The sequence below is a fragment of the Aminobacter sp. LjRoot7 genome (genome assembly GCF_964252895.1).
Classification (GTDB): Bacteria; Pseudomonadota; Alphaproteobacteria; order Rhizobiales; family Rhizobiaceae; genus Aminobacter; species Aminobacter aminovorans_B.
This window is the reverse complement of record NZ_CAXUPX020000004.1, coordinates 110,813-127,624: the sequence shown is the minus strand read 5'-3', so window position 1 is coordinate 127,624 and position 16,812 is coordinate 110,813. Positions and strand designations below refer to the sequence as shown.

13 protein-coding genes and 2 tRNA genes are annotated in these 16,812 nt (G+C 63.4%); 7 read left to right on the top strand and 8 right to left on the bottom strand.

The window, feature by feature from the left end:
- Nucleotides 1-84: 84 nt before the first annotated feature.
- From ACSQ3E_RS13560 to ACSQ3E_RS13545, 4 genes are all read right to left on the bottom strand, one after another.
- On the bottom strand, nucleotides 85-1,758 hold the full coding sequence (locus tag ACSQ3E_RS13560) for a S8 family serine peptidase (protein WP_436123084.1): 1,674 nt from the start codon (nucleotides 1,756-1,758) through the stop codon (nucleotides 85-87).
- Between the two features lie 10 nt (nucleotides 1,759-1,768).
- A complete protein-coding gene (locus tag ACSQ3E_RS13555; RefSeq protein WP_436123083.1) occupies nucleotides 1,769-2,683 on the bottom strand; it encodes a phospholipid phosphatase in 915 nt (304 codons plus the stop codon).
- A gap of 99 nt (nucleotides 2,684-2,782) precedes the next feature.
- Nucleotides 2,783-4,570: an SARP family transcriptional regulator gene (locus ACSQ3E_RS13550; RefSeq protein ID WP_310327247.1), complete on the bottom strand. Its 1,788-nt coding sequence runs from the start codon at nucleotides 4,568-4,570 to the stop codon at nucleotides 2,783-2,785.
- Between the two features lie 386 nt (nucleotides 4,571-4,956).
- Nucleotides 4,957-5,151 carry a hypothetical protein gene (locus ACSQ3E_RS13545; RefSeq protein ID WP_310327249.1) on the bottom strand — a complete coding sequence of 65 codons (195 nt, stop codon included), beginning with the start codon at nucleotides 5,149-5,151 and terminating at the stop codon, nucleotides 4,957-4,959.
- Nucleotides 5,152-5,416: 265 nt separating this feature from the next.
- Here ACSQ3E_RS13545 and ACSQ3E_RS13540 point away from each other — a divergent pair, with 265 nt between their 5' ends.
- On the top strand, nucleotides 5,417-6,349 hold the full coding sequence (locus ACSQ3E_RS13540; protein ID WP_436123082.1) for a glutaminase: 933 nt from the start codon (nucleotides 5,417-5,419) through the stop codon (nucleotides 6,347-6,349).
- Nucleotides 6,350-6,389: 40 nt separating this feature from the next.
- On the opposite strand, the gene ACSQ3E_RS13535 is transcribed toward ACSQ3E_RS13540, so the two are convergent.
- The 4 genes from ACSQ3E_RS13535 to ACSQ3E_RS13520 all read right to left on the bottom strand — a co-directional run bounded on the left by ACSQ3E_RS13535 (nucleotide 6,390) and on the right by ACSQ3E_RS13520 (nucleotide 9,687).
- Nucleotides 6,390-7,073, bottom strand: a complete 684-nt coding sequence (locus ACSQ3E_RS13535) for a hypothetical protein (RefSeq protein WP_436123081.1) — start codon at nucleotides 7,071-7,073, stop codon at nucleotides 6,390-6,392.
- Between the two features lie 452 nt (nucleotides 7,074-7,525).
- Complete coding sequence (locus ACSQ3E_RS13530) at nucleotides 7,526-8,278, bottom strand: hypothetical protein (protein ID WP_436123080.1); 753 nt, start codon at nucleotides 8,276-8,278, stop codon at nucleotides 7,526-7,528.
- A gap of 5 nt (nucleotides 8,279-8,283) precedes the next feature.
- Nucleotides 8,284-9,360: a hypothetical protein gene (locus tag ACSQ3E_RS13525; protein WP_436123079.1), complete on the bottom strand. Its 1,077-nt coding sequence runs from the start codon at nucleotides 9,358-9,360 to the stop codon at nucleotides 8,284-8,286.
- Between the two features lie 252 nt (nucleotides 9,361-9,612).
- Nucleotides 9,613-9,687 (bottom strand) — tRNA-Asn (locus tag ACSQ3E_RS13520).
- A gap of 202 nt (nucleotides 9,688-9,889) precedes the next feature.
- Between ACSQ3E_RS13520 and ACSQ3E_RS13515 the strand changes: the two genes are divergently transcribed.
- The 6 genes from ACSQ3E_RS13515 to ACSQ3E_RS13490 all read left to right on the top strand — a co-directional run bounded on the left by ACSQ3E_RS13515 (nucleotide 9,890) and on the right by ACSQ3E_RS13490 (nucleotide 16,706).
- On the top strand, nucleotides 9,890-10,153 hold the full coding sequence (locus ACSQ3E_RS13515) for a hypothetical protein (RefSeq protein ID WP_436123078.1): 264 nt from the start codon (nucleotides 9,890-9,892) through the stop codon (nucleotides 10,151-10,153).
- 259 nt (nucleotides 10,154-10,412) lie between these two features.
- A tRNA-Cys gene (locus ACSQ3E_RS13510) sits at nucleotides 10,413-10,486 on the top strand.
- Nucleotides 10,487-10,566: 80 nt separating this feature from the next.
- Nucleotides 10,567-11,241, top strand: coding sequence for a protein-L-isoaspartate O-methyltransferase family protein (locus tag ACSQ3E_RS13505; protein WP_436123077.1), 675 nt, complete (start codon nucleotides 10,567-10,569; stop codon nucleotides 11,239-11,241).
- A 167-nt stretch (nucleotides 11,242-11,408) separates the two neighbouring features.
- A complete protein-coding gene (locus ACSQ3E_RS13500; RefSeq protein WP_436123076.1) occupies nucleotides 11,409-12,794 on the top strand; it encodes a TolC family outer membrane protein in 1,386 nt (461 codons plus the stop codon).
- A 226-nt stretch (nucleotides 12,795-13,020) separates the two neighbouring features.
- Entirely contained in the window at nucleotides 13,021-13,782 is a 762-nt protein-coding gene (locus ACSQ3E_RS13495; RefSeq protein WP_436123075.1) for a PopZ family protein, read from the top strand.
- Nucleotides 13,783-13,922: 140 nt separating this feature from the next.
- Nucleotides 13,923-16,706 carry a valine--tRNA ligase gene (locus tag ACSQ3E_RS13490; protein WP_436123074.1) on the top strand — a complete coding sequence of 928 codons (2,784 nt, stop codon included), beginning with the start codon at nucleotides 13,923-13,925 and terminating at the stop codon, nucleotides 16,704-16,706.
- Nucleotides 16,707-16,812 lie beyond the last annotated feature (106 nt).

Sequence of the window (16,812 nt, the reverse complement as noted above, 5' to 3'; positions counted from 1 at the left end):
AAGGGGAGGATGGGCTTTGCCGCCTGAGCGCCGGAATGCCGTAGCCCCCCACAGCACGCATTCCGACATGCGTTTTGCGACCGGTCAGGGTCCAAGCACCGCCGCGACCGCCTTGCCGGCGTCAAGCAGGCCGGCGCCGAAGAAATAGGTCTTGCCCTTCGCCGGTTCGTTGTCCGCGTTCATCGGATCGGGCGTGAGCGGCGTTGCCCCCGGCTTCACCGAAGCGTTCTGGTCGCAGGCGGCGATCAGGTTGGCTTTGGACGCCATGCCGTCCAACCTGGCCGCAGCGCCGTGCTTTGCCTTGTGGGCGCGTGCCGTCAGTGCTGCGACGCCGGCAACGAGAGCTGCCGCCCCGGAGGTTCCGCCGAAGGTGGTGTAGTAGCCGCCGCCGATGCCCTGGTTATCGAGCGGCGGCAGGATCGAGGAATAGGGATCGGAGCCGCCGGCATAACCGAACGTGCCGGGCAGGTCGGTGGTCAGCAGCGAGAAGTGGCTGTGCGGAACGACCTTGCCCTTGCCCGGATGGTAGTAGTGCTGGTCGATCATCGGGTCGGTGCGGTCGACGCGCAGCTGGTGCCGGTTGTAGATCTCGAAATCGTCGGACGGTGCAACCAGCGTCAGCTTGGCGCCATAGTTGCTGTAGCCCGAGCGGTAGCCATGCGGCGTCACCGCGCCGACGGCAACGATGCCGTTGTTGGCGGCAGCGAGATTGGCCGGGTAGATCAGCTGGCTTTCGCCGTCATTGCCGGCCGCGCAGACGACCGGCACCTTGCGGCTGATGGCGACGATGAGCTTGGCGAGCGTGTTCCAGGCAACTTCGCGGTTGCCGGTCTTGCCGACCGCATGCGGCCTGATCTCGCTTGCCGGCGGCGTCGCCTCTTCGAGACGAGCAAACAGGTCGGCGCGTTCCCAGTTGGCGCGGTCGTCGAGGTCCTGCGACAGCTCCGACTTGGCGTTCAGCACGCTGCGCACCGGGTCGGGAATGCCGCGCGGCAACAGGATGACGTCGGCGCCGTTGGCAAAGGCGTAGAGGAACGCGGCGATGAACTGGTCGGGCTGCTGCTCGAAGCCGGTCCTGATCGAGATCAGTCGCGACAGCGGATCGACGCCAAAATAGGGCAGCATGTTGCGGTTCGGGTTCGGCGCCGCACTGCCGTCGTCGGCGGCCAGCACGTCGGGCAGGGCAATTGCCGGATTGGGTGCAACTGTTGCCGCCGGTTCACCGACGACCAGGCCGGCAACGGCGGTGCCATGGCTGCCAAAGGTTTCGTCGCCCTCGATCAGCGTGTGCAGCACGCCTTCCGAAGCCACCAGTTCGGCGATCAGGCTGCTAAGATAGGCCGTCTCAGGGCCGGTCAGGTTGAGCGCGCCCAGCCCCGCGGTGGAGATGCCGGCGAAGAAGGCAGCCTTGACCTCCGGGTCGTAGGGGCTGGCGGCAGGGGCGGCGACGTATTTGGCGCCATAGGGATGGCTCACCAGGTCGATCGACTTCACCGCGTCCAGCCGGCTCTTGAGGTTGGGATGGCTGCGGCTGACGCCGACGTCGATCAGCGCGACGGTCGCGGGAGCGGTCGCTGCCGGGAAAGCCTCTGCGATCGTGTCCCAGACGGTGCCGTTGATGGTGGGCGAGGAGAAGTCGACCTCGCCGCCCGGGGTCAGCGGACCGAAGGTGGCATCGATGACGCCGAGCGCCGCAAGGTGCCAGAGGTAGTAATAGGACTGAGGGTGCTGGAAGGAGAATGGGTTGCCGTTTGCCATGATCGCCCCCTCAAAGCCATTCGCGCTGTGCAGCGAGATAATTCGCCATGAAAGCGTCCCTGAGATAGGGCTGGAAGCGCTGCGCCAGCGCTCGGCCGCCATTGGTGTCGCTCGGATAGTGCAGACCTGCCCATTCGCGATTTTCCGCGACCTTGCGGGCGATGCGCGACAGCTCTTCCGTCGCCGGGTGCTCCGGCAGGATGGCGTTGAAGGCAAAGGCAATCGAATGGCACTGGAACGAGTGGTTGCTCGGATAGGCCTGGTGCGCCGGGTTGGGCAGCATCAGCCGCAGGCGCGGCTCAACCTGGTTGGGCCGGGTGCGGTTGAATTTTGCCTTGTAGATCAGCCCGACATATTCGCAGGCCGTCAGGATCGACTGGAACAGGCCTTCGGTCTGGTCGAAGCCGCTGATGCCGTCGATGCCAAGCGGCTTGGTGAAGTCCGAGATGTCGAGGGTAGCTTCGCGCTCGATGTCCTCCTTGCGGCGCGAGCGTTCGCGGTCGCGGGCCTGGAGCGAAAGCATGACTGTCGTTTCGAGCCGGGTGACATCCGGGCCGGGCGGCAGCGGAATGTCGAGCTGCTCCCAGGTGAACTTGCGCGCCGCCGTAAACGCGTGTGGCGAGGGCGACGTATGCAGGCGCCTGAGCTCGAAGGCCGGGATCAGGCTTGCCTGCGAGCCGCCGCCCGAACCTGATTGAATGGCGCTGCCCTTGTTTTTGTTTTTGTTCTTATTTTTGTTCTTGTTCTTGTTGAGTGAGGCCTTGTTCAGCACGCCGGGGCTCATGACGGCACTGGCGACGCCTGCCGACATCACCATCGCCTCGGCGCCTGATGCGAACTTGGTTTCCAGTACGATCGGAGGCCGGTCCGTGGCCGCACAAGGCAGCACGTCGTCGCCGGCGATCTTGAAGCGGTACTGATCCATAAAGTGCGAAAAGCCGCCCTCAACAGGCGCGGAGCTGTCGTTGCCAGACACTGAATTCCCCATTGAATTGATCGAAATGTGCGGTGCTCGGCGCGTCCGTCATGTTTTTTTGACGCCGGCCTTGATCAGACCGGAGATCAGATTGGCGCCGCCCTCGGTGCGCATGATGGGATAGCGGGCGTCGATCAGCGAACTGATCGAGAAATTGGGCTCGACGACGTTCAGCCGGTCGAGAAGCGAGCGGGCGGCGCGGATGTCGCCGAGTTGCGCGTGGCTCGCCACGAGATAGCGAAGCAGCGAGTTGAAGTCGGGCCGCTCGCGCAGGGCCTGCTCGCCGGCTTCGATGGCGACGCGGTGATTGCCGGCGAGCGTCGCGTTGATCAGCCGCGAGGTGTCGAAATAGTAGCGGTAGGGGCTGTAGGCACCGAGATGGCGCGCCCAGTTGGCGAGGCTGAGGCCCTTGTCCGGCTGGCCGGCATAGGCATGCAGCATCGAATAGAGGTCCCAGCCGAGCACCTGGGTCGGGTTGGCGCGGATGGCGCGCTCGAACAGGCCCGATGCGTAGTCGTATTCGCCGAACAGGAACGAATGCACATGGCCGACGAGGGCCAGGGTGACCGAATTGCTGGAATCAAGCTCCAGTGCCTTGCGGGCGTAGTGCTGGGCCTGCTCGATGGCCACGGCGGAGTCGGAGAAGCGCTGGCCAACCTGGAAGGTCATCAGGAAGGCGAGCCAGGCATAGGCCTGTGACGACGGCCGCTGGGCAATGATGCGCCGAAGCGACGCCTCGGACATGACGAGGTCGTTGCGCGACAGCCGGAACATGGCGTTGACGGCGGCATAGAGGCTCTCCGCCTCCATGGCGTCGTCGGTCTGTTCGGAGCGTGCGATGAAGTATTTGCGCAGCTCGTCCATCGCCTCGTTGATGAGCTGGTGCGCGGCCGAGGTTTCCCCCGCCTCGACGGCACGCCGTTCGAGGGTAGCGCCGCCCATCCACAGCAGGCTTTTGTCGGCGGTGCGATGAACGCTGACGCTGATGTAGGCTTGGTGGGCTGAGAAGCGGTAGCGGACCTGAATGGCCAGCGCCACCGACCCGAATGTCGCATCCGGCTCCTGACCCGGTGAAAGGTCCGGCCGCGACAGGTCGGAGACGGTCAGTTCGCCGCCTTCGAGCAGCGAGCGCACCAGCAATTCGGCGAACATGTCGGGCAGCGATTCCGCCTCGAAGGCATCGCCCGAGATAGCCGGCGGCAGCAGCGCCACCGACCAGCCGGTCCGGCCGCCGTTCAGCGGCAGCGACTTGCGGTTTCCGCCGTCGGAGGAATTCGGTCCCGATTTCTGGCCCTGGACCGGGATGAGACCGTTGCTGCGCCTGTCCTTGGGGCTGACGTCGCGTTGGCCGAGTGCGTTTTCGAGCCGGCCCTGCCAGACCTGCCGCTCGAGCATCAGCCATTCCTCGAATTCGGGGTCGCCGATGTCGAGGCCCTCGAGCAATTCCGGCCAGGATTCAAGTTCCACTTCGCTGGGCACCGACTGGCGCGACGGATCGAGCAGCTGCAGGGCGTCGACCGTTACGCGATTGAGATCGAGCGAAATGGTGTGGTTGTCGGAAATGATGATGCTGTCGGCGATCGGACCCAGGGACTTGCGGACGTCGACGAGCGCCTGTCTCAGGCTGGCTGCGGCTTGTTCCTCGCCGCGGTCGCTCCACAGCTTGTCGCGAAGCCAGATGCGCGATCGGGCACCGCGTGGGGCAAGTGCCAGCATGGCCATGAGCGCGCGCGATTTCTGCGCCTTGGGCGTGCACGACGCGCCGGCTGCGTCGGTGACGGCCAGCGCCCCGAACAGGTAGATATTGCAAAGCGTACTGGCGTCGTCACCAGCCATCGTGCGGACCTTCGCTGCAGGTCGTCCATGCCCCTGAAGAGGGTACCACAGGTCGAATCGCCTGTGGTCCTCGCAACTTCCATCGGGAGCATACAACGACATTCCGGCAAGTGCGCGTGCTTGTATGCTTCTGGCACCGGGCAAAACCTGCAGCATTCCAGCGTTCCTCACCACTCTTGCCGGAGCTGATTCCGGCCTGATTTCGGAAGGACGTTAGGGTAGGCGGGGTGATTGCGGCGTGAGTGAAACGTCAAAGCAGCCGTGAAATGCTGTTTTGGCGGGCCATCAAATGGGGCACATATCCCTCACGCGCCAAGTGTTTAGGCAATCGCCTCGGTGATCGCGACGCGCAGATCGTGCGCTGTCGCGTCGCCAGTCGTGAAGATTCAGCGCCCCGACGAGCTGTTGCTGCGGCGCGGGCCGGCGAGTTCCCTGCCGAGCGCGAGCGCTTCCTGCAGGTCGGTTGCATATTTGGCCGTATCTTCGAGGCCGCCGAAATAGTTGAGACGGATGGTTTCGCCACGCTTGCTCATGACAACGCCGATGCTCCGCAGGCTCTCACGCACATCAGAAAAACGCATATCGCAACTTCTCCGTTTGGTGGGTTGAACGAACATTAGAGGTTGCTTGTAACAGTGCCGTGTTGACGCAACGTGAGGGATACGTGAATCGCGGCTACAAAAGTTTCGCTTTCGGCACTTCTTTTATCGATTCGGCTGCAGACAGCGCACAAAGTGCTGGGGTTGCGATGGGTGGTTGATGAAGAGGGGACGGATGGCGGCGCGCGCGACTTGATGTAGAACGGCCTGCCGGTTCGAGCCGGTCGAAGAGCTTGCAGGAAGTGCCATGCCCAGCCTCCAGGATACGCTGAACGAGATCGTCGCCGAAATGGCAGCGCAGCCGGAGCGCGGCGAGGTTGCGTCTTACATTCCAGAATTGGGCAAGGTCGATCCGGCCAGATTCGCCATCGCTGTGGTCAAGAACGACGGCGAGGTGGCTGCCGCCGGCGATGCCGACGAGCCGTTTTCGATCCAGAGCATTTCGAAGGTGTTCACGCTGGCACTGGCGCTCGGCCGCGTCGGCGATCAACTGTGGAATCGCGTCGGGCGCGAACCCTCCGGCACGGCCTTCAATTCCATCGTCCAGCTCGAGCTCGAACACGGCATTCCGCGCAACCCCTTCATCAATGCGGGTGCGATCGTCGTCTCGGACGTGCTTTTGTCCGGCCACCAGCCGCGCGAGGCGATCGGCGAGGTGCTGAGCTTCATGCGCACGGTGGCCGACGACGATTCGGTGATCATCGACCGCGACGTTGCCAATTCCGAGCGCGCCACCGGCTTCCGCAATTTCGCGCTGGCGAACTACCTCAAGGGTTTCGGCAACCTGAACCACGCGCCCGAGATGACGCTCGGCGTCTATTTCCATCACTGCGCCGTCGCCATGAGCTGCCTGCAGCTGGCGAATGCCGGGCGGTTTCTGGCCAATGCCGGACGCATCGAATCATCGGGCCATTCGATCGTGTCGAGTGAACGCGCCCGCCGCATCAACGCGCTGATGCTGACCTGCGGCCACTATGACGGCTCGGGCGAGTTCGCCTTCCGCGTCGGCATCCCCGGCAAGAGCGGCGTCGGCGGCGGCATCCTGGCGATCGTGCCGGGGATTGCCTCGATCGCCGTCTGGTCGCCGGGGCTCAACGCGCGCGGCAATTCAATGCTGGGCTCGATCGCGCTGGAACGGCTGACCAAAAGGATGAACTGGTCGATCTTCGCTTCGCGCTGAGGCTGTGCCGGCCAGTATCGCCGGCCGGGCAGAGACTCGCTCAGGCGCCACCTGCCTTGCGCTGCTCCGCCAGCCAGCTGTCATGCAGCCATTTTTCGGTCTGGCGGCGGCCTTTCAGGTTGGCCCAGACGATGTCGCGCTCGAACACCATGACCTCGCGATCGGCGCCGACGATCACCCAGAACCAGCGGCCGTCGGCGAGATTTCGCATTTTCACCTTCATGCCGGTCAGCGCCGTGCTCTCGCCATTGGCGCGGATCGTCTCGTCATGCGGCGCGATGAAGCTGACCGCATGGCGTAGCAGAAGATCGGCGGCATGGACGGACAGGAAATGCATGGCGATGTCGTGCGCCTCATCTTGGCTCGGCAGCGCGCCGTCGCGCAGCGCGAGGTCCATGCGTACGAACCCTTTGAGCTTGCCGGAGGGAGCGGTCACGGCGCTGAAATGCTCGCCGCCCAGACCGCCATTGCGGCCGTCGGCGCGTTCCATGCGGATGAGCAGGGCGCTTTCGCCGTCGACTTCCACCGGCCCCTGTTCGACGTTGGCATAGCCGGCAGGGACGGGGAGGGCAGCAAGCACGCCTTGCGGCGAAGCTGTGGTGGCGGACGATAGCTGGGCTGTGCTGGTTTCTGCCATGGTTTCCGCGCTGACTGGAGGGACGTGAAGAAGCGTGATTTGCAGCAGGGCCGAGGCCGCCATGCCGACGAGACGGGGGTAGATCATAGAAATGCTCCTTTCATACAAAACGAAACGGATCGTTTATATGAAAATAACTAAACGGCCCGTATCGTTTCGTCAAGGAGCAAGGGTTCCTTTAGGCGGGGTTGGTTCCGTCGCATGCGTGGCAACGGGGCTGGTATCGGGGTGGGCGGCATTTGGGAGGATGGCAAACAAAAGCGGCCCGCTCGGACATCGCCAAGTCGGACCGCCTGTTGCTAGGCTTGGGGTGACGGGCAGCCGACGCAACGCTCATTCGTCGATGTAAGGCATTGCGCCAGCCTACAATCCCGCCTTCCCAAGCCTGAATATTACGCTTCGCGTCAACCCGTGGACAATTAGCTCAATGGATCGGGGAGGTGGCTTTGCACGCCCCGGTGCCGTTCCACACGATCTAGCACCAACGGTTTTCCAGTGAACGAGGCACTGTCACCGAGGCGTTGCTTCGGCTCAGCCTGTCACTGCAGGATCGCGTAGCGAGCGCCGGCGTTGACCTTGATGGCCGAGCTGCCGCGCTGCGGAGTCGAGGCAATCGTCACCGTCATGACGGCGCAGTTCTTGTTCTGGGCTCGGACCTTGGCGCAGCCCTTGGCGACGGCGTCGTAATATTTCGACCGTTGCGAAACCCAGCTGTCGGGCATGATCGACTTGTCGTCGCCGTCATTCAGGTTGAGCGGGATTTCGACATAGTTGAGCTCCGGCGCCTTGGCGACCTCGCCGAATGGCTCGCGCTGGACGAAGGTCAGCCGCATGTTGACCTGGTAGAGATCTTCCGTCGGCCGGGCCGAGACCTTGTTGACGGCGCATTTGCTGGCGAAGGCCTTGACGATCAGGTCGCATTCGGCGCGCGCAAGGACAGGCAGGCGAGAGGCGAGATAGCCGTCGGCGTCGTTGCCGTCGAACGCGGTCTGGTCGCCTCGGCGAATGTCCGTCAGCCGCATATGCATGTTGAGGGATACAGTGCGCGTCTGCTCGAAGTCGTCGAAGTTGCGCAGCGCCACCAGACCCAGCGCGCCCTCGGGCACGACCTTGACGCCATGGAAGTCCGTGGCGCGGCGTTCGGCCGCCTCCTGCTGGCTGCCGCTCATCATGCCCATCATCTGCATGATGTAGGCGGCGGCGGCGACGTTGAAGATCAGACTACCGATGAGCGGCGCGCCGACCAACAGCAGAAGCACGACGACAACGATTTTGAGGAAACTGCCCTGCATGGCCGTCACTGCGTCCGGTTGAGTGAGGAGAGGTCGCCGCCGGCGAGCTGTTGCGCCTTCTTGGTGACGAGTTCGGTATGCTTCGAATCGTAATCGTCGCGGGAGGCGGCGACGAAGGCGTAGTCGGTGCGGGCGAGTTGCACGGTGGCGTCGGTGATGCCGCGGTAAGGCAGGCGCTCGTCCGGTGACGCCGGCAGCGGCCCGACGATGGCGTGGTTCATCTGGTCGATGCCGACGGTGACCTCTTCGCTGGCCTTGCCGAAGCTGGCCCGGAACCAGCTGTCGTATCTGTTGTAGATCGCATTGCGGCTGGCGACGGCCTCTTTCGAGATCTGGTCACCGCCCTTGGCAGCCTCGACGACCCTCCAGAACGGTTGTGGGCGGCGCGACGGCGAGATCTTGCAATCCTTGACTGCGTTGCCAGCCAGCACGGTTACCGGCGTGCCGGGCTCGAGGTTGACGATGCCTGCATTACGCGTGCCGATAATGGCGACGCGGGAGATGCGGGCCTTGGCCGATTTCTGGATGTTCCAGAGCGTGTCGAAGCCGCCGGCAAGCACCAGATAGACCGGCGCCTCTGTTTCTGTGACGATCACGTCGACCACCCGCAGCCGGTCGCCGGAGCGGTTCGAGTTGATGCCAGGGTCCTTTCCGTCGTTCTGCCATTGCGAGACATAGTTCTGCGCCCGTTCGAGCACATCGGCCTGCGACAGGGCGAAGACGTCGGAAACCTGCTTGGTCCCGTTGGTGTGGACCTGGACGAGCTTGTCGCCGACGGACGGAAGCGGAAATTTGCAGCTTGGCGTGGTCTCGATCCAGCCGATCTTGGCCGGGCGCTCGCCTTCGACGGGTGCGTAGCCCGTGACGACTGATTTGAGCCAACTGAGCGAGTTGTCCTTTCCGACAACGACGTCCGAACCGACCTGATATCCGAAGCGGTCCGTTCTCAAGGAATCAGCAGGATTGCCCTGTGGTGGCGCATCGCTGTCCGAACATCCGGCCAGCAGCAGCGTTAGAATGCCCAGTGAAAGGAAGCGTATCATCGTGCGCCTGACAAATGACATGTAGATATGGTTGCACATCTAGTGATGACATATTGCAGGTTGCTTAAAGCCGCATGTGCAATTGTTGAGATGACGAATCATCAGCGAATCGCTGGAGTGGCAGTGGCTTACGGGGCCGATCAATACTGAGTCGGGCGCGGCCTAACGCGATATAGGCCGAACAAAGGGTTGCAGGCAGGCAGGAAGGGTTTGCGCGGCGACACGAACCGCATGAGCAACCACGCCGGGGCGAGGGTAGCTTTCAAGACTTCAATGCTTTTGAGAATGAAGTGGCTCCCCGGGCCGGATTCGAACCAGCGACCAACCGGTTAACAGCCGGTTGCTCTACCACTGAGCTACCGGGGAACAGCGCTCTGGTGTGAACGAGGCGGCGTATAGCAACGGTAATCCGATTTGCAAAGCGCTAATCGAAGCTTTTTGCGAGTTTTTCCCCGAGAGCTTTCTGGTAATCACCCCGGGACGGCCTCATATGTCCGCTTTACCAAGCCTTTCGCCGGCTTGGCGCGTCATTCGGGCGCACAGGCTTCACCGAACAAATGCAGGGATAATGATCAGCTCCACTCCCCAGCAGCCACCCAGACGCAAGATTTCGATCTTCGGCCGCGAATTCGCCATGCCGCGTTCGCGAGGGGTGCGCATCGGCATCGGCGTCGCACTCTGCTTCTTCGGCCTGCTGGGCTTCCTGCCGGTGCTTGGCTTCTGGATGATTCCGCTGGGGCTTCTGGTCCTGTCGCACGAATTCCATGTCGTGCGCCGCGTACGCCGCAGGCTGATCATCTGGTGGGAGCGGCGCAAGCGCCCGGCCAACTAGCGCACTCGCGACGAGGGATTCGCCTGACACTGCAGTGGCGAACAAGGACTCGTTGCCTTGGGCGTGGCCGAATCCCGTCGAGAGCCAAGACGAGGCCGGGGTGAGGATTCGTGCAGCAGTGAGCGATCGAGTGCTTTGATGCGGCTCCGTCAGTCCTTTGCCGTGGCGGCAGCCAAAACCCACGGAGAAAGAGTCGTCTCCCGCTTGACGGCGGAATCCTGGCAACCTATTGGAGCGCTGTAGACGCCCGAAGCGGCGAGGCCTCGTGGCGGAGTGGTTACGCAGAGGACTGCAAATCCTTGCACCCCGGTTCGATTCCGGGCGAGGCCTCCAGCTTCCTCGGCAACCGCCGCCGAGGACCCATTCGGGCAGTAGCAGTTGCGCATCACGCGTCGAAGGCGGGCCAGTTGAACATGAACGCTGATTTTTCCGAACGTCGTGTGAAGATGGTGGACGGCCAGGTCCGCACCACCGATGTGACCGACGCAGCCATTCTCTCCGCCATGCTTTCCGTGCCACGCGAAGAATTCGTCGACAGCGGCCAGCGCGAGCTTGCCTATATCGACGAGGACATGCGCTACGGCGCGACCGCCGATGCCGATCAGCCGCGCTATCTCATGGAGCCGTCGCCCTTCGCCAAGCTGGCGCAGCTGGCCGAAATCCTGTCGAGCGACTTCGTTCTCGATGTCGGTTGCGGCACTGGCTATTCCTCGGCGGTGCTGTCGCGCCTCGCAAGCTCGGTTATCGCGCTGGAAAGCGATGCCACGCTCGCTGCGAAGGCAACCTCGACGCTTTCATCGCTCGGCCATGACAATGTCGTCGTGGTCACGGCACCTCTGGCCGCCGGCTATCCGTCGCAGGCACCCTATGACGTCATCTTCGTCGGCGGCAGCGTCGAGCAGGTCCCCGAGGCACTTCTTGCCCAGCTCAAGGATGGTGGCCGGCTGGTCGTCGTCGAGGGTCGCGGCAACGCTGGCGTCGCCAGCGTCTACCTCAAGGCCGGCGCCATAGTGACGGCCCGCCGTGCTTTCAATGCGGCAGTTAAGCCACTACCCGGCTTCAATCGCACACACGAATTTGAGTTCTGATCTCCTTTTTCTTGCGGCGGGCAATGCGCCGTGATGATCTAAGGAGCGGACGAGGGTGATTGATTCTGGACTGTTCTGGTCCAGATTGGTCGCTTGTTGTCGGATTCGGCGAGGGGCATCTATAGCTGTCTTCAGGCAGCTCGCCGCAGAATGAATGAGGGACGCGCGTGTCGTTTTTCCGTAAAAGTGTGTTTGCCGTAGCATTGGTTTCCGCAACAGCGCTGTCGCCGCTGTCAGCCTCCGCGGAAACGATCCTTGGAGCCTTGGCAAAGGCATATCAGAACAATTCCCAGCTCAATTCGTCCCGCGCCGGTGTGCGCGTGACCGACGAGAGTGTGGCGATCGCCAAGTCTGGCTGGCGCCCGACCATCAACGGTTCGGCCAGCATCGACTACTCGACAACGCGGAACTCGCGGAATTCCTCGACGAGCCGTCTGACGACCGGTTCGTTCGGTATCGAGATCAGGCAGTCGCTGTTCGACGGTTTCCAGACCAAGAACAATGTCGCGGCGGCCGAAGCGCGCGTGCGGGCATCGAACGAGAGCCTGCGGAACACCGAGCAGAACATCCTGTTCAACGCGGCAAGCGCCTATATGGACGTGATCCGCGATCGCCAGATCGCGGCGCTGCGGGAACGCAATCTGCAGTTCCTCGGCGAACAGGTTCGCGCCGCGCGCTCGCGTTTCGACGTGGGCGAGGGCACCCGGACCGACGTGGCTCAGGCTGACGCCTCGCGCTCGGCGGCACTCGCGCAGTTGGCCGCGGCACGCGCCGCGGCGCTGTCAAGCGCTGCCATCTACCGTCAAGTCATCGGCGACGAACCGAAGAACCTGAAGGCGGCGTCGCCGCTCGCCAAGCTTCTGCCCAGGAGCCTCGATAGCGCGACGGCCCTGGCGGCCGAACAGCATCCGGCGATCCAGGCGACCGAGCATCTGGTCGACGCGGCGGGCTTCTCGGTGAAGTCTGCAGAAGGCGCGCTGCTGCCGCAGCTGTCGGCTTCGGCGGGCGTATCCCAAAGTCATCGCGACACCAATCCGACACCCGGCAGTCAAGACGGCTGGACGACGTCGGCGAACATAGGCGCAACGCTGACCGTGCCGATTTACCAGGGCGGCCGTGCCTCGGCGACCGTACGTCAGTCCAAGGAATCGCTGGGCCAAGCCCGCATCGAAGTCGACGTCAGCCGTGACCAGGTGCGCGCGGCAGTGACTTCCGCTTGGACGCAGTACACCGCGTCTCGCGAAGCAGTGGATGCAAATCGTCAGGTGATCTCCGCAGCTCAGCTGGCGCTCAACGGCGTCATCGAGGAGCGCAATGTCGGTCAGCGCACGACGCTCGACGTGCTGAACGCCCAGCAGGATGTCATCGACGCTCAGATCAATCTGGCAAATGCCGAACGTGATGTCGTGGTGGCGAGCTACGCCATCCTGTCGGCCGCCGGCAACCTTTCCGTCGACCGGCTCAACCTGCAGGTCACCAAGTACGACCCGACTGAGCACTACAACGCCGTCAAGGACAAGTGGATCGGTCTCCGGACGCCAGACGGCCGCTAAGCTTCAGCGAGCCGGCACTTATCAGGCGGGCGCCTGCTCCGATGGAGCCGGCGCCCGTTTTCGTTTTGCCGGCAAGCGGCTGGAACACTGTATTCTGTTGAAATCGCCGGGGGTGCCCGATTGGGGATTCTCTAAGGGGAATCAGTCAGCTACGCTTGGGCTCTGATTCGACGCCCGTTTTGGCGGGCGCACTTTGTATCCTGTCACAAAGGCGGCGGATGTGACGATGGCCCAGGCTAGCAGCGCTCAGCGCGAACCCTCGATGGAAGAGATTCTCGCTTCCATCCGCAGGATCATCGAAGACAACGATACCGGACGCCGTCCGGCAGTCGACTTCGAGCAGATGCGGCCGGAGCCCGAAGACGACCGCAGCGAACGCAACATCATCGAAGTCGAGGCATTCCGGGCTGAGTTCCAGGCTGCCAAGGCGGCGCCGGTCGAGGTGAAACCGGCAGAGGCCGCCCCAGTGGTAGCGAAGCAGGAAGCTCCGCGTCGCGATGAGCCCGCCAGGTGGCCGTCGGCGGAGCCGAAGGTAGCTGCCGCAACCGCAATGCCGCTGCGGCCAACCGTTGCCGAAACTCCAGCGCCCGTTGTCGAGGCGCCTGCTGCGGCGCGCCCGTCGGCTGCAAGCTGGGCGCCGCAATCGACGATCGCCGTCGAGCAGATGGAGCGCCTGGCCGGTCCGCGCGAAGCGGAGAAGCCTCAGGTCGTGGCCCAGGCCGTGGTAGCAACGCCGGAGCCTGTTCTGACCGAAGAGCAGGCCGCCCCCAAGTCTGCGATCATCTCGGAGCAGGCGGGCCGCCAGATCTCGGCGGCTTTCGGTGAGCTCAACGACGCCTATGCGGCGCGCAGCCGCAAGTCGTTCGACGACATCGCCACCGAGATGCTGCGGCCGATGCTGCAGGACTGGCTGGACAACAACCTGCCGACGCTGGTCGAGCGGCTGGTACGCGAAGAGATTGAACGCGTGGCGCGCGGCGCGCAGTGATTTCGGCCTTGCCGACATGAAAGCGCCGCCTTCGGGCGGCGTTTTCGTTTCCAGCTGCCGCCGGCCGCGCTGTTGACTTGGCCGCACCCATCCGATTTACACCGGACCAACAGATCCGGACCAAAACGGAACCAATTCCGATGCTTGAGAAGACCTACGACGCCAAAACAGTCGAACCCAGGATTGCCAAGGCCTGGGAAGATGCCGACGCCTTCAAGGCAGGCGCCGGCGCACCCGAGGGCGCCGACCCGTTCACCATCGTCATCCCGCCGCCCAACGTCACCGGTTCGTTGCATATGGGCCATGCGCTGAACAACACGCTGCAGGACATCCTCGTCCGCTTCGAGCGCATGCGCGGCAAGAACGTGCTGTGGCAGCCGGGCATGGACCATGCCGGCATTGCCACCCAGATGGTGGTCGAGCGCAAGCTGATGGAAAAGCAGATCCATCGCCGCGACCTGACGCGCGAACAGTTCGTCGACAAGGTCTGGGAGTGGAAGGACGAATCCGGCGGCATGATCTTCAACCAGCTCAAGCGGCTGGGTGCCTCCTGCGACTGGTCGCGGGAGCGCTTCACGATGGACGAGGGCCTGTCCAAGGCCGTCGTCGAAGTGTTCGTGACGCTGCACAAGCAGGGCCTGATCTACAAGGACAAGCGCCTTGTGAACTGGGATCCCAAGCTCCTGACCGCGATTTCCGACCTCGAGGTCGAGCAGCACGAGATCAACGGCAATCTCTGGCACTTCCGCTATCCGCTCGAGGGCGCTGTCTACGATCCGGAAAACCCGGCCACCTACATCACGGTTGCGACCACGCGGCCCGAGACGATGCTGGGCGACACCGCCGTTGCCGTCCATCCCGAGGACGAGCGTTATGCGGCACTCGTCGGCAAGAACGTTATCCTGCCGATCGTCGGCCGTAAGATTCCCATCGTCGCCGATGAATATTCCGATCCGGAAAAGGGTTCGGGCGCGGTCAAGATCACGCCGGCGCATGACTTCAACGACTTCGAGGTCGGCAAGCGTCACAACCTGCCGCAGATCAACATCCTGACCGTCGAAGCCAGCATCAACATCGTCGACAACGACGACTTCCTCGAAGGCGTCGAGCGCACCGAGAAGCGCGACGGCGTGTGGGCGCAACTGCATGGCCTCGACCGTTTCGCGGCGCGCAAGCTGGTCGTCCAGATCATGGAAGAGGGCGGTTTCCTCGACAAGATCGAGCCGCACAAGCACGTGGTGCCGCATGGCGACCGTGGCGGCGTGCCGATCGAGCCGTTCCTGACCGACCAGTGGTATGTCAACGCCGCCGAGATGGCGAAGCCTGCCTTGCGCTCGGTGCGCGAGGGCCGCACCAACTTCGTGCCCAAGAACTGGGAAAAGACCTATTTCGACTGGATGGAGAACATCCAGCCCTGGTGCGTGTCGCGCCAGCTGTGGTGGGGCCACCAGATCCCGGCCTGGTATGGCCCGGATGGACAGGTCTTCGTCGAACGCAGCGAAGAAGAGGCGCTCGATGCGGCTATCCAGCACTATCTGGCGCTCGAAGGGCCTTGGAAGGCCTGGGTTGAGGAGCGTCTCGAGAATTTCGAGCCGGGCAAGATCCTGACCCGTGACGAGGACGTGCTCGACACCTGGTTCTCGTCAGCACTTTGGCCGTTCTCGACACTCGGCTGGCCGGACAAGACCCCTGAGCTCGACACCTACTACCAGACCGACGTGCTGGTGACCGGTTTCGACATCATCTTCTTCTGGGTCGCCCGCATGATGATGATGGGCCTGCACTTCATGGAAGAAGAGCCGTTCCACACGGTCTACGTCCATGCGCTGGTTCGCGACAAGAACGGCCAGAAGATGTCGAAGTCGAAGGGCAACGTCATCGACCCGCTGGAACTGATCGACGAGTACGGCGCCGACGCGCTGCGCTTCACGCTGGCGATCATGGCGGCGCAGGGCCGCGACGTGAAGCTCGATCCGGCGCGCATTGCCGGTTACCGCAACTTCGGCACCAAGCTGTGGAACGCCACGCGCTTTGCCGAGATGAACGGCGTCGCGCGCAATGACGCGTTCTGGCTCAACGACGCAAAGCTGACGGTCAACCGCTGGATCCTGACCGAGCTTACCCGCGCGACGCGCGAGGTGACGGCCGCGATCACCACCTACCGCTTCAACGAAGCGGCTGGTGCTGCTTATCGCTTCGTCTGGAACACCTTCTGCGACTGGTACCTCGAACTGCTCAAGCCGATCTTCATGGGTGATGACGAGGCCGCCAAGGCGGAAAGCCAGGCGGTCGCGGCCTTCGTGCTCGACGAGATCTACAAGCTGCTGCATCCGATGATGCCGTTCATGACCGAGGAGCTGTGGGCGCACACGGCAGGCGAGGGCAAGGAGCGCACGTCGCTGCTGTGCCATGCCGCCTGGCCGGCGCCAGATTTCGAGGACGTGGGCGCGGCTGCCGAGATCAACTGGCTCGTCGACCTCGTCAGCGGCATCCGCTCGGTTCGGTCCGAGATGAACGTGCCGCCGGCAGCGATCGCGCCACTGGTCTTCGTCGGCGCCAATGCCGAGACGCTTGAGCGCCTGAAGCGACACCAGTCGGCGATTGCGCGCCTGGCCCGCGTCGGCGAGATCACGCATGAGGCGGCCGCACCCAAGGGCGCGGCCCAGATCGTCGCTGGCGAAGCAACCGCCTGCCTGCCGCTCGGCAGCCTGATCGACCTCTCCGCAGAGGCTGCGCGCCTACAGAAGGAGCTCGCCAAGACGACCGAGGAGATCGCCCGGCTGCACAAGAAGCTGTCGAACGAAAAGTTTGTGGCTTCGGCACCTGAGGAGATCGTCGCGGCCGAGCGCGAGAAGCTCGAGGACTACCGCCGGACGCAGGAGAAGCTCGACACCGCGCTGTCCCGCGTCCGCGACGCCGGCTGACGATTCGAAGCTCAAAACCTGCCGCGCCATGACCTTGCGGCAGGTTTTGCTTGTGCTGTCAGAAACGGCATGCCTCAGCGTAAATTGTGGCCAATGTAACCATTTT

Excerpts from the sequence above, each read along its gene's own strand:
- ACSQ3E_RS13490 (WP_436123074.1), top strand. The coding sequence starts at position 13,923 with ATGCTTGAGAAGACCTACGACGCCAAAACAGTCGAACCCAGGATTGCC.
- ACSQ3E_RS13545 (WP_310327249.1), bottom strand. The coding sequence starts at position 5,151 with ATGCGTTTTTCTGATGTGCGTGAGAGCCTGCGGAGCATCGGCGTTGTC.
- ACSQ3E_RS13495 (WP_436123075.1), top strand. The coding sequence starts at position 13,021 with ATGGCCCAGGCTAGCAGCGCTCAGCGCGAACCCTCGATGGAAGAGATT.
- ACSQ3E_RS13530 (WP_436123080.1), bottom strand. The coding sequence starts at position 8,278 with ATGCAGGGCAGTTTCCTCAAAATCGTTGTCGTCGTGCTTCTGCTGTTG.
- ACSQ3E_RS13540 (WP_436123082.1), top strand. The coding sequence starts at position 5,417 with ATGCCCAGCCTCCAGGATACGCTGAACGAGATCGTCGCCGAAATGGCA.
- ACSQ3E_RS13515 (WP_436123078.1), top strand. The coding sequence starts at position 9,890 with ATGATCAGCTCCACTCCCCAGCAGCCACCCAGACGCAAGATTTCGATC.
- ACSQ3E_RS13525 (WP_436123079.1), bottom strand. The coding sequence starts at position 9,360 with ATGTGCAACCATATCTACATGTCATTTGTCAGGCGCACGATGATACGC.
- ACSQ3E_RS13560 (WP_436123084.1), bottom strand. The coding sequence starts at position 1,758 with ATGGCAAACGGCAACCCATTCTCCTTCCAGCACCCTCAGTCCTATTAC.
- ACSQ3E_RS13555 (WP_436123083.1), bottom strand. The coding sequence starts at position 2,683 with ATGGATCAGTACCGCTTCAAGATCGCCGGCGACGACGTGCTGCCTTGT.
- ACSQ3E_RS13535 (WP_436123081.1), bottom strand. The coding sequence starts at position 7,073 with ATGATCTACCCCCGTCTCGTCGGCATGGCGGCCTCGGCCCTGCTGCAA.
- ACSQ3E_RS13505 (WP_436123077.1), top strand. The coding sequence starts at position 10,567 with ATGAACGCTGATTTTTCCGAACGTCGTGTGAAGATGGTGGACGGCCAG.
- ACSQ3E_RS13550 (WP_310327247.1), bottom strand. The coding sequence starts at position 4,570 with ATGGCTGGTGACGACGCCAGTACGCTTTGCAATATCTACCTGTTCGGG.